We start from the raw sequence: 20,593 nt of genomic DNA, 5'->3' as shown, positions 1-20,593 counted from the left end.
CCCTTTACCGTCTCCGGTCCGGTTCAATCGTACTGGCCCAGCGCCTTACGGCACGTGCAGGCGGTTCTTCACGCCAAGGACGTGATATTCGAAAAGGCACCAGGCAAAAGCCGCCGCCGAATAGACGTAGTAAACCTGGTGATAAAAAAAGGTCAGAATGGCGAAACCAAGGCCGCCATTTGAAAACATGAAGCGGACGAAGGCCGCGTTGGCGATCAGCGCCAACGCCAAAAGGCTGAACGTCACGGGCCAGAGTCCTGGCATGAAGGGCAGCGCCAGAAGCGACAGGATCAGCATGCCTGCGATCAGCGCCTTGACCTTTTCGCCGTGGCTGGTGTTCAGGTCATTATGTACGCCTTCACGCGAAATCATCAGCCGCGACCAGGGCAGCGCCCGGCGGAAGATATCGGTATGGATGGCGTTCTTCGGGGTCCAGACCTTCAGGTGTTTTCCCAAAAGCGTCGGGTCCACCACGATCCGTCCGCCCGTACGGCGAATGCGGTAGCCAAGCTCGATATCTTCGATGGAGGGCACGCGGTAGGTCTCGATGTCAAAGCCGCCGATCTGGCGGAAGACATCTTTGCGAACCGCACCGCAGCCCGCCCAAAACGTATGGGCGTCGCGTTCAGCCCGCTGATGATAGAAACGGTGCATCAGGTTCTTGTAGCGCGAAAACCAGTGCTGACCATCGGGCGTGGAATCGTATGATCCAAAGACGGCGGCCACTTCCGGATCGGCAAAGGCCGCGCGCACCTTTTCGGCGCCATCTTCCCAAGCGATCACATCGCTGTCGACGAACCACAGGACATCGCCTTTTGCCTCTTCGGCGGCCCTGTTGCGCGCGGCGCCCGGTCCGCCGTTCCTGTCCATCACGATGACCCGCGCCCCCAGATCGCTGGCAATCGTCGCCGTGTCGTCGGGCGAGACATCGTCGACAACGATCACCTCATCCACCTCGCCGCGCCGATGCATCGCCATAAGGGGCGCCAACACGCGCGGCAGAAGATGCGCAGCCCGGAAGGCCGGAACCACGACCGAGATCGACACCGCGCCGGTCATATGCGCCCCTCGCCCGGGGCTTCGAACTGGCGCGTCCGGCGGGCGAAGATCACAAGGATCGTCGCCATGAGCGGCAACAGCCAGATTACGCGGGACCCATAACGCGTCGCCGGCTGCGATATGCCACCGCAGACAAGCGCATTGGCCAGAACGCCCAGAAGGACCATGATCGCCAGCGCTTTTATTTCTCCGGGCACCCGATGGGGGAGCAAAACCAGGGCGACGATCACCAGAAGCGATAGGATGTAGAGCGCATGATGCGCCGTTGTCACCGGCGCCAGCCAGCCGATATCGCGGGTCAGCCGCCCATGGTCGAACACGCCCGACATCAGTCCCGAAACCCCGGTGTGCTGGGCGATGATTGGTTCGTTCTGCAAGGTCATGTCGACCGAAGTCCAGCCCGACTGGATCAGCGTGTTTTTCAGGAATGCCAGCGTCAGCGCAACGGGCTGATCGGCCAGAACCTCGAAGAAGAAGCCGATTTGATCCTCAGCCACAATCCGCTGATCTTCGGGCGTCATCAGCCTGAACGATCCCAGCCGTTCACTTGTCTCGAAGACGATATGGCTTGCGGTGATCCGGAACGGGTCGTCCGACAATTGCAGCGCCGCGTGCAGTTTGCAGGTCGGGATCGTGTCGTCGGGACAATGCGCGTCGAGATAGGACAGGCCCGGCCCGTCCTCGATGATCCGTGCGGTGATGTATGGCTTGATCACCACCTCGGAATTGGCGACCGATTTCGCGGCCGACCGAAGGACGCTCTGCTCGGCAAAGCCGATACCGACCATGATCAGGACCAAGGCAGGCGCCAGCCACCACCTGCGGCGCGACAGGATCAGCGCGACCAGCGCCACCACTGGCACCATCACGGTCGCGATTGCAAGATGCGATAGATGGGCAACGATCGCGAATGCGCCAAGCGCCACGGCAAGCAGCATCTCCCAAACCGTCATCTGTCGGCCAAAGACCGTGATCGTGGCGATCGTCAGGATCAGCACCGGCGCGAACGTATCGGGCATAAGGTAGGTGACGAAGAAGGGCAGAGAACCAAGAGAGGCGACGATGACCGGGACCGACACGGCCTGCGCCACGGACATGTGCAGCCCCCAGCGCCGCGCCGCGATCCGCATGGGCAGCCAGACGGCCAACAACACGGCAATCACATTCATCGCGATCAGGACTTCCAAGGCACCAAGTCGCGCCAATGCACCCGAGACCAGCGCATAAACGGTGGAACGGGACCCATCGACGGTTTGAGCCGCATCAATCTCGCTCGCATCCGGGGTATTGGTCGCGACCGCCTTCACACGGCCCGCCAGTGGAGATTTGCCCGGAATACCAAGTTGCTTGAGCCCTGAATGCCCTTGCGAGATGTAACCGACCGTGTCGAAATAGAACAAAGGCCTGCCATTGATGGCCAATACGCTGAGGCAGGCGATCACCGCCGCCATGATCCAAAGCGCCGAGCCGAGGCCGCTCGAACGTCCGGCGATCTGACCGTTTCCTGTCGCCATCGCCATCAGCCGGTCCCCCCAGTCGCTGCAAGCTCTTTCCGCAATTCGACGAAATAGGCGGCCGTCCGCTCCAATCCGTCACGCAAGCGCACCTTCGGCTCCCATCCCAGAACACTCCGCGCCAGCGTGATGTCCGGGCGACGCTGTACGGGATCGTCATGTGGCAGCGGTTCATAGATCAGTTCGGACGCTGACCCTGTCAGGTCGATCACCGCTTCAGCAAGCTCGCGGATCGACATTTCGACCGGATTGCCGATATTCACCGGCCCCGTCACCTCGTCGCCGGTCTCCATCAGCCGGATCAATCCATCAACCAGATCGTCGACATAGCAGAACGACCGGGTCTGGTTGCCCTCGCCATAGATCGTGATCGGTTTTCCGGCCAACGCCTGCATGATGAAATTCGACACGACCCGCCCGTCATTGGGATGCATGCGCGGTCCGTAGGTATTGAAGATCCGCGCGACCTTGATACGCAGCCGGTGCTGCCGATGATAGTCAAAGAACAGCGTCTCGGCGCAGCGCTTGCCCTCATCGTAGCACGACCGGAAGCCGATCGGGTTCACATTCCCCCAATAGTCCTCGGTCTGCGGATGAACGACAGGATCGCCGTAAACTTCCGAAGTCGACGCCTGCAAAATCTTGGCGCGGAGCCTCTTGGCCAGCCCAAGCATGTTGATCGCACCATGCACGCTCGTCTTGGTGGTCTGAACCGGGTCATGCTGGTAATGCACCGGGCTTGCCGGACAGGCGAGGTTGTAGATCTCGTCCACCTCGACATAGAGCGGGAAGGTCACGTCATGGCGCATGACCTCGAACCGCGAATTCTCTATCAGATGTGCGACATTCGAGCGGCGCCCGGTAAAGTAGTTGTCGACGCAGAGCACATCATGTCCTGCATCCAAAAGCCGCTCGCAGAGATGCGAGCCGAGAAAGCCCGCTCCGCCGGTTACGAGAATGCGCTTCGATATGACGCTCATTGCAAACCGCCGTGCTCTGAATGACAGGCACAATCAACAGAAGAATAATCTCGCGTTGACGTCGTTGGCATGACACTCGTTGAGTTCGCAGGCTGATTGCGCTGCCACCTGGCATCCGAACCGCCGACACAATCGCTCTTGCCCATCATCTCCACGCGCCTGCCCAATCTACACCCGCCCGGAACGACTCAAACATCCGTACCAGACCACATTCCAACCCTTGCCGTTCCTGTTTGACGGGCATGCATTCGCTGACCATGCAGATGCCGTCCGGAAATGCCACCCAGAATTACCCTCTCAAATCCAATGCCGGGCAATCCGCCCAATACGGAAGCCGCTGACACGGCCTCAATTGCCCCGGTCCCGATGCTGCCCGCTTATTCAGTTCTACCAACAACACCATGCAATAGCACGATTTCCTATAGATCGCGAGCGGGGGTTTCCTTACCGTCAACCACAATCAAAGACCGGACGCACAGTGGCTGTGCCGGAAACAATTCCGCTCAGGTACACTGTGAAGTGCCTATGGTCTTTCTCAGCCCCCGTTGCATCGCTATGGTCCGGCCAGATCAATCCGGTTCAAGGTTCTCATGCAGGTAGACAAGACAGATTTGCCCGGCGTTCTCATCCTGACTCCGCGCCGGTTCGGAGATACCCGGGGCTGGTTCTCCGAAGTCTGGAACCGGAAAACGCTGGCCGACGCAGGTATCGAACTGGATTTCGTTCAGGACAACCACTCCTATTCGCGCGATATCGGCACGGTGCGGGGGCTGCATTTTCAGTCGCCACCTCACGCGCAGGCCAAACTTGTGCGCTGCGGTCGCGGACGGGTTTTTGACGTGGCCGTCGATATCCGAAATGGGTCGCCAACCTACGGCCGCTGGACCGGGGTGGAGCTGTCGGCCGAAAACGGTCGTCAACTCTTCATCCCTGAAGGTTTCCTGCACGGATTTGTCACCCGCGAACCGGACAGTGAAGTCTTGTACAAATGCACCGGCTTTTATGCACCCGAATGCGACGGCGCGGTCCGGTTCGATGATCCGGACATCGCCATTGACTGGGGGCTGGGACCGGACCGGGCAGTTCTGTCCGACAAGGACGCCGCCGCCGGGACGTTCGGCGATTTCGAATCGCCCTTTGTCTGGGAGGGCGCGGCATGAAGCTCCTCGTAACCGGCGGCGCGGGGTTCATCGGATCGGCCGTCGTGCGCCATGCGGTGCGGACCGGCCATTCGGTGGTCAATCTCGACAAGTTGACCTATGCCGGGTCGCTGACGAATGTCGCCGAGGTTGCGGACAGCCCGCATTACGCTTTCGAACAGGCCGATATTTGCGACCGGCGGCGGCTCGACAGGATCTTCGCCACGCATCGCCCTGATGCGGTTATGCATCTGGCTGCCGAAAGCCATGTGGATAGGTCCATCGACGGGCCGGCGGCTTTCATCGAAACGAACATCACCGGCACCTATACAATGCTGGAAGCTGCCCGGGCCTACTGGGCGGCTGAGGGCAAGCCGGACAGCTTCCGCTTCCACCATATCTCAACCGATGAGGTCTTCGGCTCGCTCGGCCCCACCGGCAAGTTCACCGAGGATACGCCCTACGATCCCCGCTCGCCCTATTCGGCGTCGAAAGCGTCGTCGGACCACCTCGTCCAGGCATGGCATGAGACTTACGGCCTGCCTGTGGTGCTGACCAATTGCTCGAACAATTACGGGCCCTACCACTTTCCCGAAAAGCTGATCCCGGTAGTCATCCTCAAGGCGCTGGCAGGCGCGCCGATCCCGATCTACGGGAAGGGCGACAATATCCGCGACTGGCTTTATGTCGAGGATCACGCCGAGGCGCTTCTTCTGGTGGTCGAAAAGGGCAAGGTCGGGCGCAGCTACAATATCGGCGGCGAGAACGAGGCGACCAATCTGGAACTGGTGACGAAACTCTGCGCCATCCTCGATGAAAAACGCCCCGGCAACGCGCCCTATGCCCAACAGATCACCTTTGTCGCCGACCGCCCCGGCCACGACCAGCGCTACGCCATCGACCCGTCGCGCATCCGCCACGAACTCGGCTGGCGGCCATCGGTGACGCTCGACGAGGGGCTGGAGAAGACGGTGCAATGGTTCCTCGACCACGAAGACTGGTGGCGCGCGTTGCAGGATCGTGACGGCGTGGGCAAGAGGCTCGGGACAGGATGAAGGCGCTCATATTCGGCACGAGTGGCCAACTGGGTATCGAACTTGCGCGCCGAGCGCCCGAGGGCGTCACCGTCGCGGCGCTCGGGCGCGACCGGGCTGATCTGAGCGACCCCGCTGCCTGCGCTGCGGCCATTGAGGCGGCAGATGCCGATATGATCATCAACGCTGCCGCCTACACGGCCGTCGACCAGGCCGAGAGCGACCGGGACACGGCGTTTCTCGTGAATGCCGAGGCCCCCGGCGCGATGGCCCGCGCCGCCGCAACACGCGGCCTTCCCTTCCTCCATGTCTCGACCGATTACGTTTTCGACGGCAGCGGCACACGGCCTTGGGCAGAGAATGATCCGGTCGCTCCGCTCGGCGTTTACGGCGAGTCCAAGCTGGCCGGAGAGCGTGCAGTGGCCGCGGCCGGGGGTGGCCACGTGATCCTACGCACTGCGTGGGTCTTTTCAGCGCATGGCAAGAACTTCGTGAAAACCATGCTGCGGGTCGGAGCCGGGCGCGATGAGCTGAGTGTGGTCGACGACCAGCGCGGTGGGCCGACGGCGGCATCGGATATCGCTAATGCACTCTGGACCATCACGGCAGCCTTCCAGAACGGCAAAGGGCAGTCCGGCATCTTCCACTTCGCAGGCACGCCAAGTGTCAGTTGGGCCGATTTTGCTGAGGCAGTCTTCGCGCGAGCGTCATTGCCCAACAAACCGCAGATAAAACGAATACCCACATCGGACTACCCGACGCCTGCGAAACGACCGGCGAATTCCACTCTCGACTGCTCGCGCATCCGAGCGGTCTATGGCATAGAACAGCCGGACTGGCGGAAAAGCCTCGCCGACGTGATCGGCGAACTGGAGAGAGCGGGATGAGCGGGACAGGACGCAAGGGCATCATTCTGGCGGGGGGATCGGGCACGCGGCTCTATCCGATCACCCATTCGGTGTCGAAGCAGATGCTGCCGCTCTACGACAAACCTATGATCTATTACCCGCTCTCGGCCCTCATGCTGGCGCATATCCGCGAGGTCTGCATCATCTCGACACCGCGCGACCTTCCGCAGTTCCGCGCACTGCTGGGTGACGGATCGGCATGGGGCATGCGGTTCGACTACATCGAACAGCCCTCGCCCGACGGGTTGGCGCAGGCCTATCTTCTGGCCGAGGATTTTCTTGGCGGCGCGCCCTCGGCAATGGTGCTCGGCGACAACGTCTTTTTCGGCGAGGGCCTGTCGGCCAAGCTCAAGGCCGCCGATGAGCGCAGTACGGGCGGAACGGTCTTCGGCTACCGCGTCTCGGACCCGGAACGCTACGGCGTGGTGGAGTTCGACCGTGAGGGAAAGGTGCTCTCCATCATCGAAAAGCCCGAGAAGCCGAAAAGCCCCTATGCCGTGACCGGCATCTATTTCCTCGACGGCGACGCACCGGCGCGGGCTCGAACCATTCGTCCGTCAGCGCGCGGCGAATTGGAGATCACCGATCTCCTGAACCTCTATCACAGCGCCGGCGCGCTCAATGTCGAGACGCTGGGTCGGGGATTCGCCTGGCTGGATACCGGCACGCATGAAAGCCTGCTTGAAGCCGCGGAGTTCATCCGCACCATCGAAGACCGGCAAAACCTGAAAGTGGGCTGCCCGGAGGAAATCGCCTTCCTAAATGGCTGGATCAATGCCGGGCAACTGAACGAACTCGCACAGCCCTATCTCAAGACGCAATACGGCAGATACCTTGCCCGGGTCGCCGCAGACCCCGACCTTGCCCGCTCGACCTGACGACGAGAAGGCCGTCAGGCCGCACGAGGAGTAGGCTCAGAACCGCGCGACGGCGATCCCCGCAGATTCCAGTGCGGCGCGAACCGCGCGGGCAATATCAACAGCCTCGGGTGTATCGCCATGCAGGCAGATCGTATCGATCCGCGTTGGAATACGCTTGCCGCTTTCGGCAATGATCGCGCCAGCCTGCACCATCTCGACCATCCGCGCCGCCGCCCGCTCGGCGTCATGGATCACCGCGCCCGGTTTTGACCGGTCAACCAGCGTCGCATTGTCCTCATAGGCGCGGTCGGCAAAGATCTCGGCCGCATAGGCGCAGCTGAGTTCGCGCACGGCGTCCTCCTGCGCGGTCGCGGCCAATACCATGATGATCAGGTCGGGATCGACCTCCAGCGCGGCGGAGTAGCAAAGCCGGGCAAGCGCCGCGTCTTCGGACGCCATATTGGCAAGCGCGCCATGCAGCTTGACGTGCCGCACCCGTCCGCCAGCACAGCGGGCCATCGCAAGGGCGGCGCCAATCTGGTAGCGGATCGCGTTTTGCAGAGTTTCACCGGGCAGGTTGATCCGGTAGCGGCCAAAACCGTGCAGATCAGCAAACCCCGGATGAGCGCCAATTCCGACGTCCCCGGCGACCGCCATTCGCATGGTTCGCGCCATCACATCGGGATCGCCCGCGTGAAACCCGCAGGCGATATTGGCTGAACTGACAATCCCGAGCAGAGCGGCATCGTCGCCGAGGCTCCAGCGGCCATAGCTTTCACCCATATCCGCGTTCAGATCGACGCTCTTCGTCATCTCATGCCTCTTTTTTTATCAGGTTTCGTATCTGACCTGATACGTCAAACCCACGGCTTTGTCCCCCTGAACCCACCCCGGCCAGAAAACATGAGAAGCATATTGAACTTTCCCGTTCAGTTGCCAGATAATGTGGGCGACGGATAGCGGCACAAATCACCCCGCCTTCGCCGGGCGGGGTCGTGCCTGCCCATGGATAGGAATTTTCAAACTATGGCTTCGCATTTCAAGGGCCACAAAGTGACGGCCATCCTTGTGTTGGTCGCAGCAACGGCTTGGGTCGCAACCGGCAAGTTCGCCTCGGTCGGCAGCGAGGAAGCGCATGCCGCGCAGCCCGCGCCGGAGGCCACGTCGATCGAACTGGCCCAGGACGACGGTGCAGCGCCGGCATCAGTGCTGCGGACGGTTGCCGCCCTGACACCGGTATTTCAGGATCATGCGCGCGAGATCCGAATCTCCGGCGTGACAGGTGCCGACAAGCGGACGGTGATGGCCGCGCGTTCTGACGGGATCATCGCCGCCCTGCCGATTGCCCAGGGCGATATAGTCACCGACGATCAGGTCGTCATGACGGTCGAAGGCGCCGATGTCGCCGCCGCCGTCATGACCGCAGAAGCCACGCTCGCCCAGCGGACGCAGGAACTTGAAGTCGCCGAAAAGCTTTTCAAAAGCGGCAACACCGCCGAATTGCAGCTGATCAAGGTTCGTGCCGACAAGGCAGCAGCCGAAGCCGCGCTGAGCCAGGCAGAGGCAGCAGCGGACCGCCTGAACCTGCGCGCGCCGTTTACCGGCATCGTCGACAAGGTCGATGTCGAACTGGGCGAATGGGTCCAGACCGGCACGCCGATCGCGACGGTCCTGTCGCTTGACCCGATCGTCGTGCGCGCTGAAGTCAGTGAAGTCGATATCGGCTTCGTCTCCGTCAACGACCGCGCCGGTATCCGGCTCGTGAATGGCCGACAATTGGAAGGCAAGGTGCGCCATGTCGCACGCGAAGCATCACCCCAAACCCGCACCTATCCGGTCGAGGTTGAACTGCCCAATCCCGACGGCGCCGTGCCCGCGGGCATGACGGCCGAGGTTAGCCTCTATACCCGCCCCGAACGCGCCGTCACCGTCCCCCGCTCGGTCATCACGCTTTCGACCGAGGGAGAGCTCGGCCTGCGCATCGTCGGCACCGACAATGTCGCGCATTTCGCATCCGTCGAACTGATCGACGACACGCCCGAGGGCCTCGTCCTGACCGGTGTACCGGAGGATGCGCGCATCATCGTTCTCGGTCAGGACCTTGTCCGCGACGGCGAGACGGTCAGCGTCAAGGACGCTGCCTCCATCGCGCTGGGGGATTGAACCGATGGGTCTCGTCGAAACCGCCATCCGCAATGCGCGGCTGACGATCTCCGTACTTATCTTCCTGATGCTTGCGGGCGCGCAAGCCTATATCACGATCCCGAAAGAGGCCGAGCCGGACATTCAGATTCCGATCCTCTATGTCAGCCTCTCCTATCAGGGCATCTCACCCGAGGACAGCGAGCGGCTGCTGCTCCGGCCGATGGAAACCTCGTTGAAAACCATCTCCGGGATCAAGGAGATGACCGCGACAGCTTATCAGGGCGGCGGCAATGTCCTCTTGGAGTTCCAGGCGGGTGCAAATCTGGAAAAGGCGCTCGACGACGTCCGGTCAAAGGTATCCGAAGCCAAGCGCGACCTGCCCGACGGCGCTGATGAGCCTTCGGTGCATGAGGTTAATATTTCGGAGTTCCCCGTGCTCGTGGTCTCGCTGTCGGGTGACGTACCCGAACGCATCCTCGCCCGTGCCGGACGGGAGTTGCGCGACCGGATTGAAGAGATTCCCGGCGTTCTAGACGCGGCCCTGCAAGGCGTTCGCGAGGACCTTGTCGAGGTCATCATCGACCCGGCGAAACTGTCGTCCTACGGCCTCAACCCCCATACGCTGATGGCCGGGGTCGCGGCCAACAACCAGCTGATTGCCGCCGGGGCACTCGAAGGTGCTGAAGGCCGTTACGCCATTAAGGTCCCATCGCTGATCGAGACCATCGAGGACGTGGCGAACCTGCCCGTCATCACCAACGGCACCGCCACCGTCCGCGCCCGCGATCTGGCCGCGATCCGCGCCACCCACAAAGACCCCGAGACGATCACCCGGCTGGATGGCAAGCCAGCCATCGCCATCGAGGTGTCGAAGCGCGTCGGCTCGAACCTTGTCGAGACGGTGGACGCGGTCAAGAAAGTGACCGAGGAGTTTCAGAAAACCCTGCCCGAAGGTACCGAGATTTCCTTTAGCCAGGACAAGTCCACGACGATCCGTCAGATGCTGACCGATCTTCAGAACTCGGTCCTGACCGCGGTTATCCTCGTCTTCATCGTTATCCTCTACGCGCTTTCCGGCCGCGCCTCGCTGCTGATCGGCCTCGCGATCCCGGCGTCGTTCCTGATCGGCATCCTCGGGCTGCAACTTGCCGGGCTGACGGTGAATATCGTGGTGCTCTTCAGCCTGATCCTTGCCGTCGGCATGCTCGTTGATGACGCGATCATCGTTACCGAATATGCCGAACGGCGAATGGCCGAGGGCATGGACAAACGGCAGGCCTTCGCGCTTGCCTCGCACAAGATGACAGGCCCTGTGATCGCCGCGACCGCAACCCGCGTCGCGGCTTTCTCGCCCCTTCTGTTCTGGCCGGGCGTGGTTGGCGAGTTCATGAAATACATGCCGATCACCCTGATCGCGACGCTCTCAGCCTCTCTGGTCTACGCCCTCTACTTTGCCCCGACCATCGGCGCGATCATCGCCCGCCCGGTCAAGGAAGAGGATCGAAGCCGCGACAGCCTCTACATGCGCTTTGTGGCCCGTGCGATCCGGCATCCCTGGCTCGTAACGATAACGGCGGTGTCAACGCTCATTGCGGTGCCCTTCGCCTATGGCACCTACGGCAAGGGTGTCGAGTTCTTCCCGAATGTCGAACCAGACTACGGTCTTCTTTACGTCCATGCGCGCGGCAATCTTTCCATCGACGAAATGGACGCGCTGACCCGGCAGGCCGAGGAACGTATTCTTGGCTGGCCCGGCATCAAGACGGTTTATACACGCGCGGGCGAGGCCGGCGGGCCGGGCGCCGAGGTTGCCGAGGATGTGGTCGGCGTCATTCAGTATGAATTCATTGACTGGCGCGAACGCAAGAACGCCAATGCGATCCTCGCCGATCTGCGTGAGGCGATGCAGGGCATTCCGGGGGTGGAGATTGAGGTTTCGGTGCCCGATGCCGGGCCGCCCACCGGCAAAGCCATCCAGATCAGGCTGTCGGCAAGCAATCCAGCCGGCCTGAACGATGCCGCCCGGCAGATTGCGGACGAACTGGCCAAGACGCCCGATGTGATCGACATCGACGATGGTCTGCCGCCGCCGGGCATCGACTGGGAAATTCGTGTCGACCGGGCCGCCGCCGCGCGTTACGGCATCTCGCCGGGTGCGGTTGGCGCAGTGGTGCAGCTCGTGACCGACGGGTTGAAGCTGTCGGATTTCCGCCCCGCAGGCACCGATGACGCGGTCGATATCGTCCTGCGCCTGCCGCCCGATCAGCGCACGATCTCATCGCTCGACCAGTTGCGCGTCGAGACCGAGCAGGGCCCCGTCCCCATTGCCAATTTCGTGACCCGCGAACCGGTCTTGACGACCGGTACGCTGACGCGCATCGACAGCCGACGCACGGTTACCGTACAGGCCAATATCCGCGAAGGCGTTCAGGCCGACCCGATCCGTCAGGCCATCACCGAACGTCTGGCGGCATCGGATCTGGAAAAGAACGGCATCCGCTGGCAACTCGCCGGTGAGGATGAGGAACAGGCCGCCGCCAGCGCCTTCCTCGGCAAGGCGTTCCTTGCGGCCCTGGCGCTGATCTTCGTGGTGCTTCTGGCGCAGTTCAACCGCTTCATTTCGGTCTGGCTGATCTTCTCGGCCGTGATCATGTCGACGATCGGCGTCTTCCTGGGCCTGATGATCATGGGCCAGCCCTTCGGCATCGTGATGACCGGGATCGGCATCATCGCGCTGGCAGGTGTCGTCGTGAACAACAACATCGTGCTGATCGACACCTATGACAACCTGCGCCGCGAAGGGATGGAGAAGGTGGAGGCGATCCTGGAGACCTGCCATGAACGCGCCCGGCCCGTCGTCCTGACCGCCGTCACCGCGATCCTGGGCGTGTTGCCCATTGCCTTCGGATTCAACCTCGAACTTCTGAGTCACGAAACCACCTACGGCGCGCCATCCACCCAATGGTGGATATCGCTCTCCTCCGCCATCGTCTTCGGCCTCGCCTTCGCGACGGTCCTGACGCTGGTCGTCACCCCGTCGCTACTGATGCTGACATCGCGTGGCATGGGGCGCCCAAAGGACGCCCCGGCCGAACTGGCGAGCCCCGCCGAGTAGCGCGTGTCAGACGAACAATAACAGGGTCAGCACGATGAGGCCAAAAAGGTCGAGCACCGACACGCTGGTCAGGGCCATTTCGATGAGGGCATAGGCCACGGCAATTGACTTCAGCAACAAACCAGAAAAGCGCAGGAAGAAGCGCCTCCATCGTTCCTGCCGCAAGGCTGCGGCGGACACGACCTCCGCGAATTCCACGGACTCGACAGCCGGAAACACTCGCGTTTCACTCGCGTCACCAATCATACAAAACTCACTCGTACACACACTCGGACTATCCTCCGACGAAACCCGACCTGAACGCAAGCCGGGGCCTCCGATCGCCGTCAATTGGGGCAGGCCGTTCATCAGTATCCTGCAAGGGTGCAGATTTGGCGCCATTCCCCGCACCAATAACGCGCGGATCACGTTGCCGATCTTCACTAGGAAGCTGGTGGAGCAGAGGGGGATCGAACCCCTGACCTCGTCATTGCGAACGACGCGCTCTCCCAACTGAGCTACTGCCCCGCACCGGCTGCTCATGTGGCGCAGCGCTTTCAAATTGTCAAGCGGATGCCCGCCGGGAACGCGCAGAATCTTTCGCTAGAAAGCATCGGGGCAGGTGCACGAACCGCCTCAGGCGAAAGCTGCCTCAAGTGCGATTTCGACCATGTCGCCAAAGCTTTTTTCGCGATCTTCCGCCGGCAGCGCTTCATGGGTGACAAGGTGGTCCGAGATCGTCAGCACCGCCAGCGCCCTTGCACCGTGGCGAGCTGCAACTGTGTAGAGCTCGGCCGCTTCCATCTCCACCGCCATAACGCCGTGTCGGGCCAGCATGTCGGTCAGATCCTGACGTTCGTCATAGAAGATGTCGGATGAATAGATGCCGCCGACATGGATCGGTGTGCCCCTGCCCCGCGCCGCCACGACGGCCTTTTCCAAAAGGCCGAAATCGGCGCAGGGGGCGAACTGCATCTCCTTGAAAAAGCCCCGCGACGGGGTGGAGATCGTCGAGGCGGTCATCGCGACCACCACGTCGCGGATCTTCACATGGTCGAGCATCGCACCCGCCGAGCCGATGCGGATCAGCGTCTTCGCACCATATTCCCGAATGAGTTCAGTGGCATAGATCGACAGTGACGGCATGCCCATGCCCGAACCATGGATCGTCACCCGGTTGCCCTTCCAGGTCCCGGTAAAACCCAGCATGCCGCGCACCTCGTTGACGCAGACGGCATCCTTCAGAAAGGTCTCGGCCGCCCATTTGGCGCGCCGCGGATCGCCGGGCATCAGGACGGTTTCGGCGATGTCGCCGGGCTTGGCGCCGATATGGGGGGTCATTGGGTCCTCGTCTCGCTGGATCGGAGGAGTATAGGCAAGAATTACGGGAAGGTTAAAGGGGGCTGCTGCGCCTGAGGAGATTACCAAACAAAGCATTGTTTTGTATGAATTATCCCTATCGGCAAAACGTCTGCGTTGCGTCGGCAAAACGTATGGCAAACAGTCAATCCCCGGAACGCATCATCTGGCTCGCACCGCGGGCGAGACCACGTCACCGGTCACCGGAAACTTTGAAAGTTTCCGGAGCGATTTCTTTCAAAGAAATCGCGGCATGAAAGACGGTCAGGCATTTGGTTAACGACACATCGCGAGGTGCATCGAACGGCGACACATCACGCCCTGCGGTGGGTGACTTCCTGCTGGAAGAAAGCCGCGAGGGTCTTGTCGCGCTCGGGCCGGAACGGGCCTGCATCCTCCGCCCCGGCGATCCGGTCGATGCGGAACATCCGGAAGTCGTCCCTGAGTTCGCACCAGGCGATCAGGGTCCAGACCTTGCCCCAGAACCAGAGGCCAAGCGGACGCACTGTCCGGAGTGTCGCCGCCCCGTCGGCATCGCGGTAGTCGAGCGCCAGTTTCAGATGGGTCTCGACGGCGCGGTCGAGCCGGTCGACCATGGCCCGGTCGGCATCCGAGAGTGCGCCCGCGTCATGGGCGTGGATCGCCACCCCTGCGGGGCGGTCACGCAGGTCGGGGGGCAGAACGGCTTCGATCTTCGCCAACGCCTCCTCGGCAGCAAGCGCCATCGCAGCGCCGCCGAAGCTGCGCACCATGCGGGCGCCCGCCACAAGGGCGCTGATTTCCTCGCGGGAGAACATCAGGGGCGGCAGGTCATAGCCCGACCGCATCAGGTAACCGATCCCCGCCTCGCCGTCGATCGGCACGCCCGACCCGATCAGATCGGCAATGTCGCGGTAGATCGTGCGCTCGCTGACCTCCAGCCGGTCGGCGAGCATACGCGCGGTCAGAAGCCGACCGCCCCTCAGATATTGGACGATCTGGAAGAGGCGGTCGGCGCGCCGCATCAGGCCGCCTTGGCCGGTTCAAAGAGCCCGATGGAATTGCCGTCGGGGTCCTTGGCATAGACGAAGCGGCCAGGCGGAATCGTGATGATCTCGCCGATCACCTCGCCGCCGGCCTTTCGGCAGCGGATTGCCGCATCCTCCAGCCGGTCGGGCACAGCGATATGCACGGTCGGCCCGTTGCCCGAGGCCGGTTCGCCCGGATAGAGGTGGCCGCCGGTGGTTTCCATATTGCCGCCGAGGATTGCCATCGGATTGGGGCCGCTTTCGTCGATTGTCATCTGCCAGTCGAAGGTCGCGTTATAGAACGCCACCGCCTTCTTCATATCGGAAACGGGAATTTCACTCCAGACGACAACGGGTTGGGTGCTCATGGGGGGAATCCTTTCAAATCGGTTGAGGATGCCCTTGTCGCATAGGGCTCCTGACAGGGTTCTGTCAGGAGGATTTCGAAACGTCTCATCTCAGGCGGGAAACTTCACGCCCTCGATTTTTTGATCAAATCGGCCTGAATCGGATGTTAGGCGGGTTCCACTCCCTCGTTGCTTCGTGCAGAATGGGATAAATCAAAGCCCTCGCCCCGTTTCTTTAACTGTCGGGCCATCGCCCGGGAGGATGTATGAAGATCGCCGCCGCCGCCTATCCGCTCAATTGGTTCGACACATGGGCTGAGTACGAGAAAAAACTCTCCACCTGGGTTGCCGAAGCCGCCGGACAGGGGGCAAAGCTGCTGGTCTTTCCGGAATACGGCGCGATGGAGCTTGCCTCGCTTGGCGGCGCAGCTGTTGCGGGCGATATTCAGGACGCCCTGCACGAGGTCAGCCGCCACAAGCCCGCGTCCGAGGCGCTGCATGTCCGGCTTGCCGCAGAGCACGGCGTGCATATCCTGTCGGCTTCCGGCCCGGTTTTCGGCCTGCCCCATGCAGGCGGTCGGCCGGTGAACCGGGCAAGCCTGTTCGGCCCTGGCGGGCTGATCGGACATCAGGACAAGGCGATGATGACCCGCTGGGAACGCGACGGCTGGCATATCGTGCCGGGCGACGGATTGCAGGTATATGACACTCCGCTTGGCCGGATCGGCATCCTGATCTGTTATGACAGCGAGTTTCCGCTTCTGGGCCGGGCTCTGGCCGAGGCGGGCGTGGAGATCCTTCTGGTCCCATCTGCAACCGAGGCGCTTGCGGGGTTCAGTCGCGTCCGCGTGGGTGCGATGGCGCGGGCGCTGGAAAATCAGATGGTGGCGGTTCACGCGCCCGTCGTCGGTGAGGCGGCATGGTGCTACGGGATGGAGGAGAACACCGGCTCGGCTTCGGTCTATGGCCCGCCTGACAGGGGGTTCCCGTCGACCGGAATCATCGCCGAGGGCCCGCTTGGCAAGCCCGGCTGGGTCTATGCCGAGATCAGCCGCGACGCCATTGCCGAGGTTCGGGCTGACGGTCATGTCCTGAACATGCAGCACTGGCCCGAACAGGATGTGCAGCTTTCCCGGGTCACAGTTCACGGGCGTAGCCGAGAAATCGCTTGAAATCCCGGCCCATCGGGCGCATTTAACGCGCGCCCGGGCAGGTGGCCCCGGGATGGACAACAATGGAGTGACCATGGCCAAGGAAGAAGGACTCGAATTTCCGGGCGTCGTAAAGGAACTCCTGCCAAATGCGACATTCCGGGTCGAGCTCGAAAACGGCCATGAGATCATCGCGACGATGGCAGGAAAGATGCGAAAGAACCGCATCCGCGTTCTGGCGGGCGACAAGGTTCAGGTGACGATGACGCCCTATGACCTGACCAAGGGGCGGATCAATTACCGCTTCAAGTAAGGTGCGCCCGCGCCTTGTTCTGGGATCGGGCAGCCCGCGCCGCAAGGAATTGCTGGCGCAGCTGGGGCTGAGCCCGGACGACATACGCGCTCCGGATATCGACGAAACACCCCTGAAGGGCGAATTGCCGCGCCTCTATTGCGAACGCATGGCGCGGGAGAAGGCCGCGGCGGTGACGGCGGCAGCGGATGAGGTCGTGCTTTGCGCCGACACCACCGTGGCGCTGGGCCGCCGCATCCTCGGCAAGCCCGAAAGCGCGGGCGAGGCGGCAGAGTTTCTTCTGAAGCTATCGGGACGCCGCCACCGGGTCATTACCGCCGTTGCGGTGAAACGGGGCGACAGGCTCTGGCAGCGCAGCGTCGAGACGGTGGTGAAGGTCAAGGCGCTCTCGGACATGGAAATCAACGCCTATCTCGCCTCCGGTGAGTGGCAGGGAAAGGCCGGGGCCTACGGCATTCAGGGCCGCTTCGGCGCCTTCATTCCCTGGCTTCAGGGCTCCTTCACCGGCGTCGTCGGCCTGCCGGTCGCCGAGACGGCGCATCTGCTGGAAGCCGCGGGTATCGACATTCACGGAGTTGAGGCATGAAGGGCCGGGTGGTCGTTCTTGGAACCTATCGCGGGCGCGAGGCCGCGGCCCTTGTGGTCGATGGCCAGTTGCAGGACCTGCTGATCGAGGCGGGCGAGGCTGCGGGTTTTGCCCCCGGCGCAATCTTGCGCGGGGTTTTGGATCGGCAGATGAAGGGGCAGGGCGGCGCTTTCGTGAAACTGCCGGACGGGCAGAAGGGTTTCCTGCGCGAGACGAAGGGGCTCGCCCCCGGCCAGCCGGTCATCGTCCAGGTCTCGGGCTTTGCCGAGCCGGGCAAGGCGCTGCCGGTCACGGCACGGCTGCTTTTCAAGGGACGTCTGGCCATCGTCACGCCCTCTGCCCCCGGCCTCAACATTTCGCGCCGGATCAGGGAGGCCGAAGACCGCGCACGGCTGGAGGCGCTGGCCGCCTCCGGCATGGACGGATCGGAATTCGGGCTGATCCTGCGGTCCGCCGCCGCCTTGGCCGATGACGATGAGATCGCCGTTGAGATCGCGCGGATGCGCGATCTGGCCGAAGCCGTAAGTGCCGATCTGAACGGCGGGCCGGAACTGCTCGTCGATGCCGCGAGCCCGCATGAGGAAGCCGCCCGCGACTGGGGCGACCCCGCGCCCGACGAGGTCGCTGAAAGCGAAGACGCCTTCGCCCGCCACGGGGTGGAGGAGATGATCGACTCGGTTCTGTCGCCGGTCGTGAAACTGCCCGGCGGCGCAAATATGGCCATTGAACCCACCCGCGCGCTCATCGCCATCGACGTCAATACCGGCCCCGACACCTCGCCTGCCGCCAGCCTCAAGGCCAATATCGCCGCCGCCCGCGACCTGCCGCGACAGCTGCGCCTGCGCGGGCTCGGCGGTCAGATCACGGTCGATTTCGCGCCGATGCCGAAGCGCGACCGCGCCACGCTCGACCAGCAGTTGCGCGTGGCCTTCAAAGGCGAGGCCGCCGAGACGAGTCTTGCCGGCTGGACTCCCTTGGGCAATTTCGAACTGCAACGCAAACGCGACCGCTTGCCTCTGGCCGCGATTCTGGGACAGGGTGAGGTATGACCTGCCCGATCTGCCAGAAAGAAACCGATGCGAATTATCGGCCCTTCTGCTCAAAACGCTGTGCTGATGTCGATCTCGGCCGCTGGCTGAACGGTTCCTACGCTATCCCGGCTGCGGAAGAGGATCTGCCCGAAGAGGCCGATATCGGGTACCCGCCACAGCGCCCGAATTAGCCGCGCCTTCGCGCAAGATAATCGCGAAAATCCTCTGGACAGCCCCCTGCGTCTCGCCTAAACACGCCGGGCCGGGCGCAAGCGCCCCCGGTGCCCAGATAGCTCAGTTGGTAGAGCAGCGGATTGAAAATCCGCGTGTCGCTGGTTCGATTCCGGCTCTGGGCACCACTTATCCCCTGAAGGAACGCGACGAACCGGGAGCATGGCTACGGTGCGCAATATTTGCGACGGGTGCCTATTTCGATCCATTAATTATCGGCTCTGCGAACGAAATCCGCGACAGTAACCCCGTCGATCAAAACGGCTCGTGAGGCTGAGGGGTCAGTGCAGACAACCGGTGCAATCCGGTATCAGAGCGGCCTGATCCAGAACTGCATCGGCTTCACGCTCTCTTCCGCCTCGCCGATATCCTTCCAGGCATATTCCGCCACCGCGCCTTCAAGCGGGGCGTAGCCGCGTTTGCGCCAGAAGGTGTCGAGCGGGTGGTAGGTTGCGGGGTGAAGCGGGTGATCCTCAGGCCTGACGACCCGGCAGAAGGCCGAATGGGTCCGGCCAAGATTGCGGGCATGCGCCTCGCGCGTGTCGAAAAAGGCGTGGCCGATGCCCCTGCCCCGGTAGTCGGGCAGCAGAACCGATTCCGCGCAATAGAAGATGTCGGTCAGGGGAATGCCGGTCGCGGCGAACGCCACGCCGAACTCGTCGCCGTGTTCTTCCATCGGCGTCCCGGTCGAGGCGCCAATAAGGCGGCCATTGTCGAAGGCGCCAACGAGGATCGCGTTCTCGCTCTTGCGGTAGGTCTTGAGGTAACGCCGCTCATAGTCGAGATGCCCGTCGTAAAGGTACGGCCAGTCGCGGAAAACGGCGATCCTGAGCCGCGCGACATCGTCCAGCGCGGCCTCCAGCGCCTCACCGGTCAGGGCGAGGACTTCTACGCTCATGCAGACACCTGCCGGATCCAGTCCTGAAGATTGTAATAGGTCGTCACCCGCGTGATTTTGCCGTCCTTCAGGTCAAAGAACCCGCCCGCAGGCAGAACATATTTCTGCCCCCGCGCTTCCGGAAGGCCGGGATCGGTCTTGAGGTAGGTGCCGTTCACGACGAATTCCGCCGCACCCCGCGTGCCTTCGTCATTGGAAAAGACCACCATGTCCGTCAGCTCTTCGCGGTAGGTCTCGTTCATGTGGCGGCAGAACTCGGCGAAGGCCGCCTTGCCCAGCCGCGTCGCCCCCTCGTTCACATGATGGGCGAACTCGTCATGCAGGGTGTCCAGCATGGCGTCGAGGTCACCGTTGTTGAAGGCGGCATAGTAGGCTTCGATCGTGGCGCGGGTCATCAATGTCTCTCCAAACTCTTGCGGCGGACATTAGATGGAGGGAATGGTCGCGCCCAGTCTCAATGCGTCAGTTTTTTGCGCACAAACGCCGCCGGGGCTATTCCACCGTCGGCGGCCCGAACCTTTCGATCATCCGCTTGCGGATCTGATCGCGCGCCTGGCGGTAGGCGTTCAGCTTCGTCTCGCGATTCTCGCCGATCCCGGTCGGGTCCATCACCGGCCAGTATTCGACATCGAGGTGGAAAAAGCGGGTGAATTCCAGCGCCTGCCGCTGGCTGGCGGGCGACAGGGCCACGACCAGATCGAAGCCCGACAGGTCGTCACCCCATTGCTGCATCTCCTCGAACGACCGCGACCGGTGGCGCGACAGTTCGACCCCGATCTCCTGACAGACGGCGATGGAGAAGCCGTCGATTTCCAGATCATTATGGACACCTGCCGACTGCACATAGCAGGCATGGCCGTAGAACTTCTTCATCATGCCTTCCGCCATCGGCGAGCGGACAGCGTTGTGATCGCAGCAAAAGAGTACCGACTGGGGC

General features: G+C 62.5%; 22 protein-coding genes and 2 tRNA genes. 12 read left to right on the top strand and 12 right to left on the bottom strand.

Translation table 11 applies throughout. The features are described 5' to 3' along the window. Window positions 1-45: 45 nt before the first annotated feature. Genes QKW60_RS11705 through QKW60_RS11695 form a run of 3 tightly spaced genes read right to left on the bottom strand, consistent with a single transcriptional unit; the run spans window position 46 to window position 3,553 of the window. The gene (locus tag QKW60_RS11705) at window positions 46-1,059 is read right to left on the bottom strand and encodes a glycosyltransferase family 2 protein (RefSeq protein WP_282368911.1); all 1,014 of its coding nucleotides are present in this window, start codon (window positions 1,057-1,059) and stop codon (window positions 46-48) included. Then, window positions 1,056-2,579: a hypothetical protein gene (locus tag QKW60_RS11700; RefSeq protein ID WP_282368910.1), complete on the bottom strand. Its 1,524-nt coding sequence runs from the start codon at window positions 2,577-2,579 to the stop codon at window positions 1,056-1,058. Before QKW60_RS11700 ends, QKW60_RS11705 begins: the two co-directional genes overlap by 4 nt. Beyond that, window positions 2,579-3,553, bottom strand: a complete 975-nt coding sequence (locus tag QKW60_RS11695; protein WP_282368909.1) for a UDP-glucuronic acid decarboxylase family protein — start codon at window positions 3,551-3,553, stop codon at window positions 2,579-2,581. The genes QKW60_RS11700 and QKW60_RS11695 overlap by 1 nt, the downstream gene beginning before the upstream one ends. A 590-nt stretch (window positions 3,554-4,143) precedes the next feature. On the opposite strand from QKW60_RS11695, the gene rfbC reads away from it, so the two are divergent. The 4 genes from rfbC to rfbA are packed head-to-tail and all read left to right on the top strand — an operon-like array spanning window position 4,144 to window position 7,512. Beyond that, window positions 4,144-4,713, top strand: coding sequence for a dTDP-4-dehydrorhamnose 3,5-epimerase (rfbC, locus tag QKW60_RS11690; protein ID WP_282368907.1), 570 nt, complete (start codon window positions 4,144-4,146; stop codon window positions 4,711-4,713). Beyond that, window positions 4,710-5,747: a dTDP-glucose 4,6-dehydratase gene (gene rfbB, locus QKW60_RS11685; RefSeq protein WP_282368906.1), complete on the top strand. Its 1,038-nt coding sequence runs from the start codon at window positions 4,710-4,712 to the stop codon at window positions 5,745-5,747. Before rfbC ends, rfbB begins: the two co-directional genes overlap by 4 nt. Then, the gene (gene rfbD, locus QKW60_RS11680) at window positions 5,744-6,613 is read left to right on the top strand and encodes a dTDP-4-dehydrorhamnose reductase (RefSeq protein WP_282368904.1); all 870 of its coding nucleotides are present in this window, start codon (window positions 5,744-5,746) and stop codon (window positions 6,611-6,613) included. The genes rfbB and rfbD overlap by 4 nt, the downstream gene beginning before the upstream one ends. Continuing rightward, a complete protein-coding gene (gene rfbA / locus QKW60_RS11675; RefSeq protein ID WP_282368903.1) occupies window positions 6,610-7,512 on the top strand; it encodes a glucose-1-phosphate thymidylyltransferase RfbA in 903 nt (300 codons plus the stop codon). The genes rfbD and rfbA overlap by 4 nt, the downstream gene beginning before the upstream one ends. A 36-nt stretch (window positions 7,513-7,548) precedes the next feature. Here the strand turns inward: rfbA and QKW60_RS11670 are convergent, their stop codons facing one another. Further along, entirely contained in the window at window positions 7,549-8,307 is a 759-nt protein-coding gene (locus tag QKW60_RS11670; RefSeq protein ID WP_282368902.1) for a LamB/YcsF family protein, read from the bottom strand. 213 nt (window positions 8,308-8,520) lie between these two features. Here QKW60_RS11670 and QKW60_RS11665 point away from each other — a divergent pair, with 213 nt between their 5' ends. Further along, the gene (locus tag QKW60_RS11665; RefSeq protein WP_282368900.1) at window positions 8,521-9,657 is read left to right on the top strand and encodes an efflux RND transporter periplasmic adaptor subunit; all 1,137 of its coding nucleotides are present in this window, start codon (window positions 8,521-8,523) and stop codon (window positions 9,655-9,657) included. A 4-nt stretch (window positions 9,658-9,661) separates the two neighbouring features. Continuing rightward, window positions 9,662-12,754 (top strand): efflux RND transporter permease subunit, encoded by a 3,093-nt coding sequence (locus QKW60_RS11660; protein ID WP_282368899.1) that lies wholly within the window; start codon window positions 9,662-9,664, stop codon window positions 12,752-12,754. Between the two features lie 6 nt (window positions 12,755-12,760). On the opposite strand, the gene QKW60_RS11655 is transcribed toward QKW60_RS11660, so the two are convergent. The 5 genes from QKW60_RS11655 to QKW60_RS11635 all read right to left on the bottom strand — a co-directional run bounded on the left by QKW60_RS11655 (window position 12,761) and on the right by QKW60_RS11635 (window position 15,467). Next, complete coding sequence (locus QKW60_RS11655; protein ID WP_282368898.1) at window positions 12,761-13,000, bottom strand: hypothetical protein; 240 nt, start codon at window positions 12,998-13,000, stop codon at window positions 12,761-12,763. 185 nt (window positions 13,001-13,185) lie between these two features. Further along, window positions 13,186-13,261: transfer RNA gene (locus tag QKW60_RS11650), tRNA-Ala, on the bottom strand. A gap of 108 nt (window positions 13,262-13,369) precedes the next feature. Beyond that, window positions 13,370-14,074, bottom strand: coding sequence for a purine-nucleoside phosphorylase (gene deoD, locus QKW60_RS11645; RefSeq protein ID WP_282368897.1), 705 nt, complete (start codon window positions 14,072-14,074; stop codon window positions 13,370-13,372). A 332-nt stretch (window positions 14,075-14,406) separates the two neighbouring features. Then, window positions 14,407-15,096, bottom strand: coding sequence for a helix-turn-helix transcriptional regulator (locus tag QKW60_RS11640; protein ID WP_282368896.1), 690 nt, complete (start codon window positions 15,094-15,096; stop codon window positions 14,407-14,409). Further along, a complete protein-coding gene (locus QKW60_RS11635) occupies window positions 15,096-15,467 on the bottom strand; it encodes a VOC family protein (protein ID WP_282368895.1) in 372 nt (123 codons plus the stop codon). Before QKW60_RS11635 ends, QKW60_RS11640 begins: the two co-directional genes overlap by 1 nt. A gap of 245 nt (window positions 15,468-15,712) precedes the next feature. Here QKW60_RS11635 and QKW60_RS11630 point away from each other — a divergent pair, with 245 nt between their 5' ends. The 6 genes from QKW60_RS11630 (at window position 15,713) to QKW60_RS11605 (ending at window position 18,886) form a co-directional block, all read left to right on the top strand. After that, complete coding sequence (locus QKW60_RS11630; protein WP_282368894.1) at window positions 15,713-16,618, top strand: carbon-nitrogen hydrolase family protein; 906 nt, start codon at window positions 15,713-15,715, stop codon at window positions 16,616-16,618. Window positions 16,619-16,691: 73 nt separating this feature from the next. Continuing rightward, on the top strand, window positions 16,692-16,910 hold the full coding sequence (gene infA / locus QKW60_RS11625; protein ID WP_105513450.1) for a translation initiation factor IF-1: 219 nt from the start codon (window positions 16,692-16,694) through the stop codon (window positions 16,908-16,910). Window position 16,911: 1 nt separating this feature from the next. Next, the gene (locus QKW60_RS11620; RefSeq protein ID WP_282368893.1) at window positions 16,912-17,496 is read left to right on the top strand and encodes a Maf family protein; all 585 of its coding nucleotides are present in this window, start codon (window positions 16,912-16,914) and stop codon (window positions 17,494-17,496) included. After that, a complete protein-coding gene (locus tag QKW60_RS11615; RefSeq protein ID WP_282368892.1) occupies window positions 17,493-18,545 on the top strand; it encodes a ribonuclease E/G in 1,053 nt (350 codons plus the stop codon). Before QKW60_RS11620 ends, QKW60_RS11615 begins: the two co-directional genes overlap by 4 nt. Continuing rightward, entirely contained in the window at window positions 18,542-18,718 is a 177-nt protein-coding gene (locus QKW60_RS11610; RefSeq protein WP_282368891.1) for a DNA gyrase inhibitor YacG, read from the top strand. Before QKW60_RS11615 ends, QKW60_RS11610 begins: the two co-directional genes overlap by 4 nt. A 92-nt stretch (window positions 18,719-18,810) precedes the next feature. After that, a tRNA-Phe gene (locus tag QKW60_RS11605) sits at window positions 18,811-18,886 on the top strand. Window positions 18,887-19,068: 182 nt separating this feature from the next. Here QKW60_RS11605 and QKW60_RS11600 read toward each other — a convergent pair. The 3 genes from QKW60_RS11600 to QKW60_RS11590 form a co-directional block, all read right to left on the bottom strand. Next, entirely contained in the window at window positions 19,069-19,656 is a 588-nt protein-coding gene (locus tag QKW60_RS11600; protein ID WP_282368890.1) for a GNAT family N-acetyltransferase, read from the bottom strand. Beyond that, window positions 19,653-20,051, bottom strand: coding sequence for a ketosteroid isomerase-related protein (locus QKW60_RS11595; protein ID WP_282368889.1), 399 nt, complete (start codon window positions 20,049-20,051; stop codon window positions 19,653-19,655). The genes QKW60_RS11600 and QKW60_RS11595 overlap by 4 nt, the downstream gene beginning before the upstream one ends. A 97-nt stretch (window positions 20,052-20,148) precedes the next feature. Then, window positions 20,149-20,544: an arsenate-mycothiol transferase ArsC gene (locus QKW60_RS11590; protein WP_419762677.1), complete on the bottom strand. Its 396-nt coding sequence runs from the start codon at window positions 20,542-20,544 to the stop codon at window positions 20,149-20,151. Window positions 20,545-20,593 lie beyond the last annotated feature (49 nt).

The organism is Albidovulum aestuarii, from assembly GCF_029961185.1.
GTDB classification, from domain to species: domain Bacteria; phylum Pseudomonadota; class Alphaproteobacteria; order Rhodobacterales; family Rhodobacteraceae; genus Albidovulum; species Albidovulum aestuarii.
This window is presented reverse-complemented; position numbering and strand designations above follow the sequence as displayed.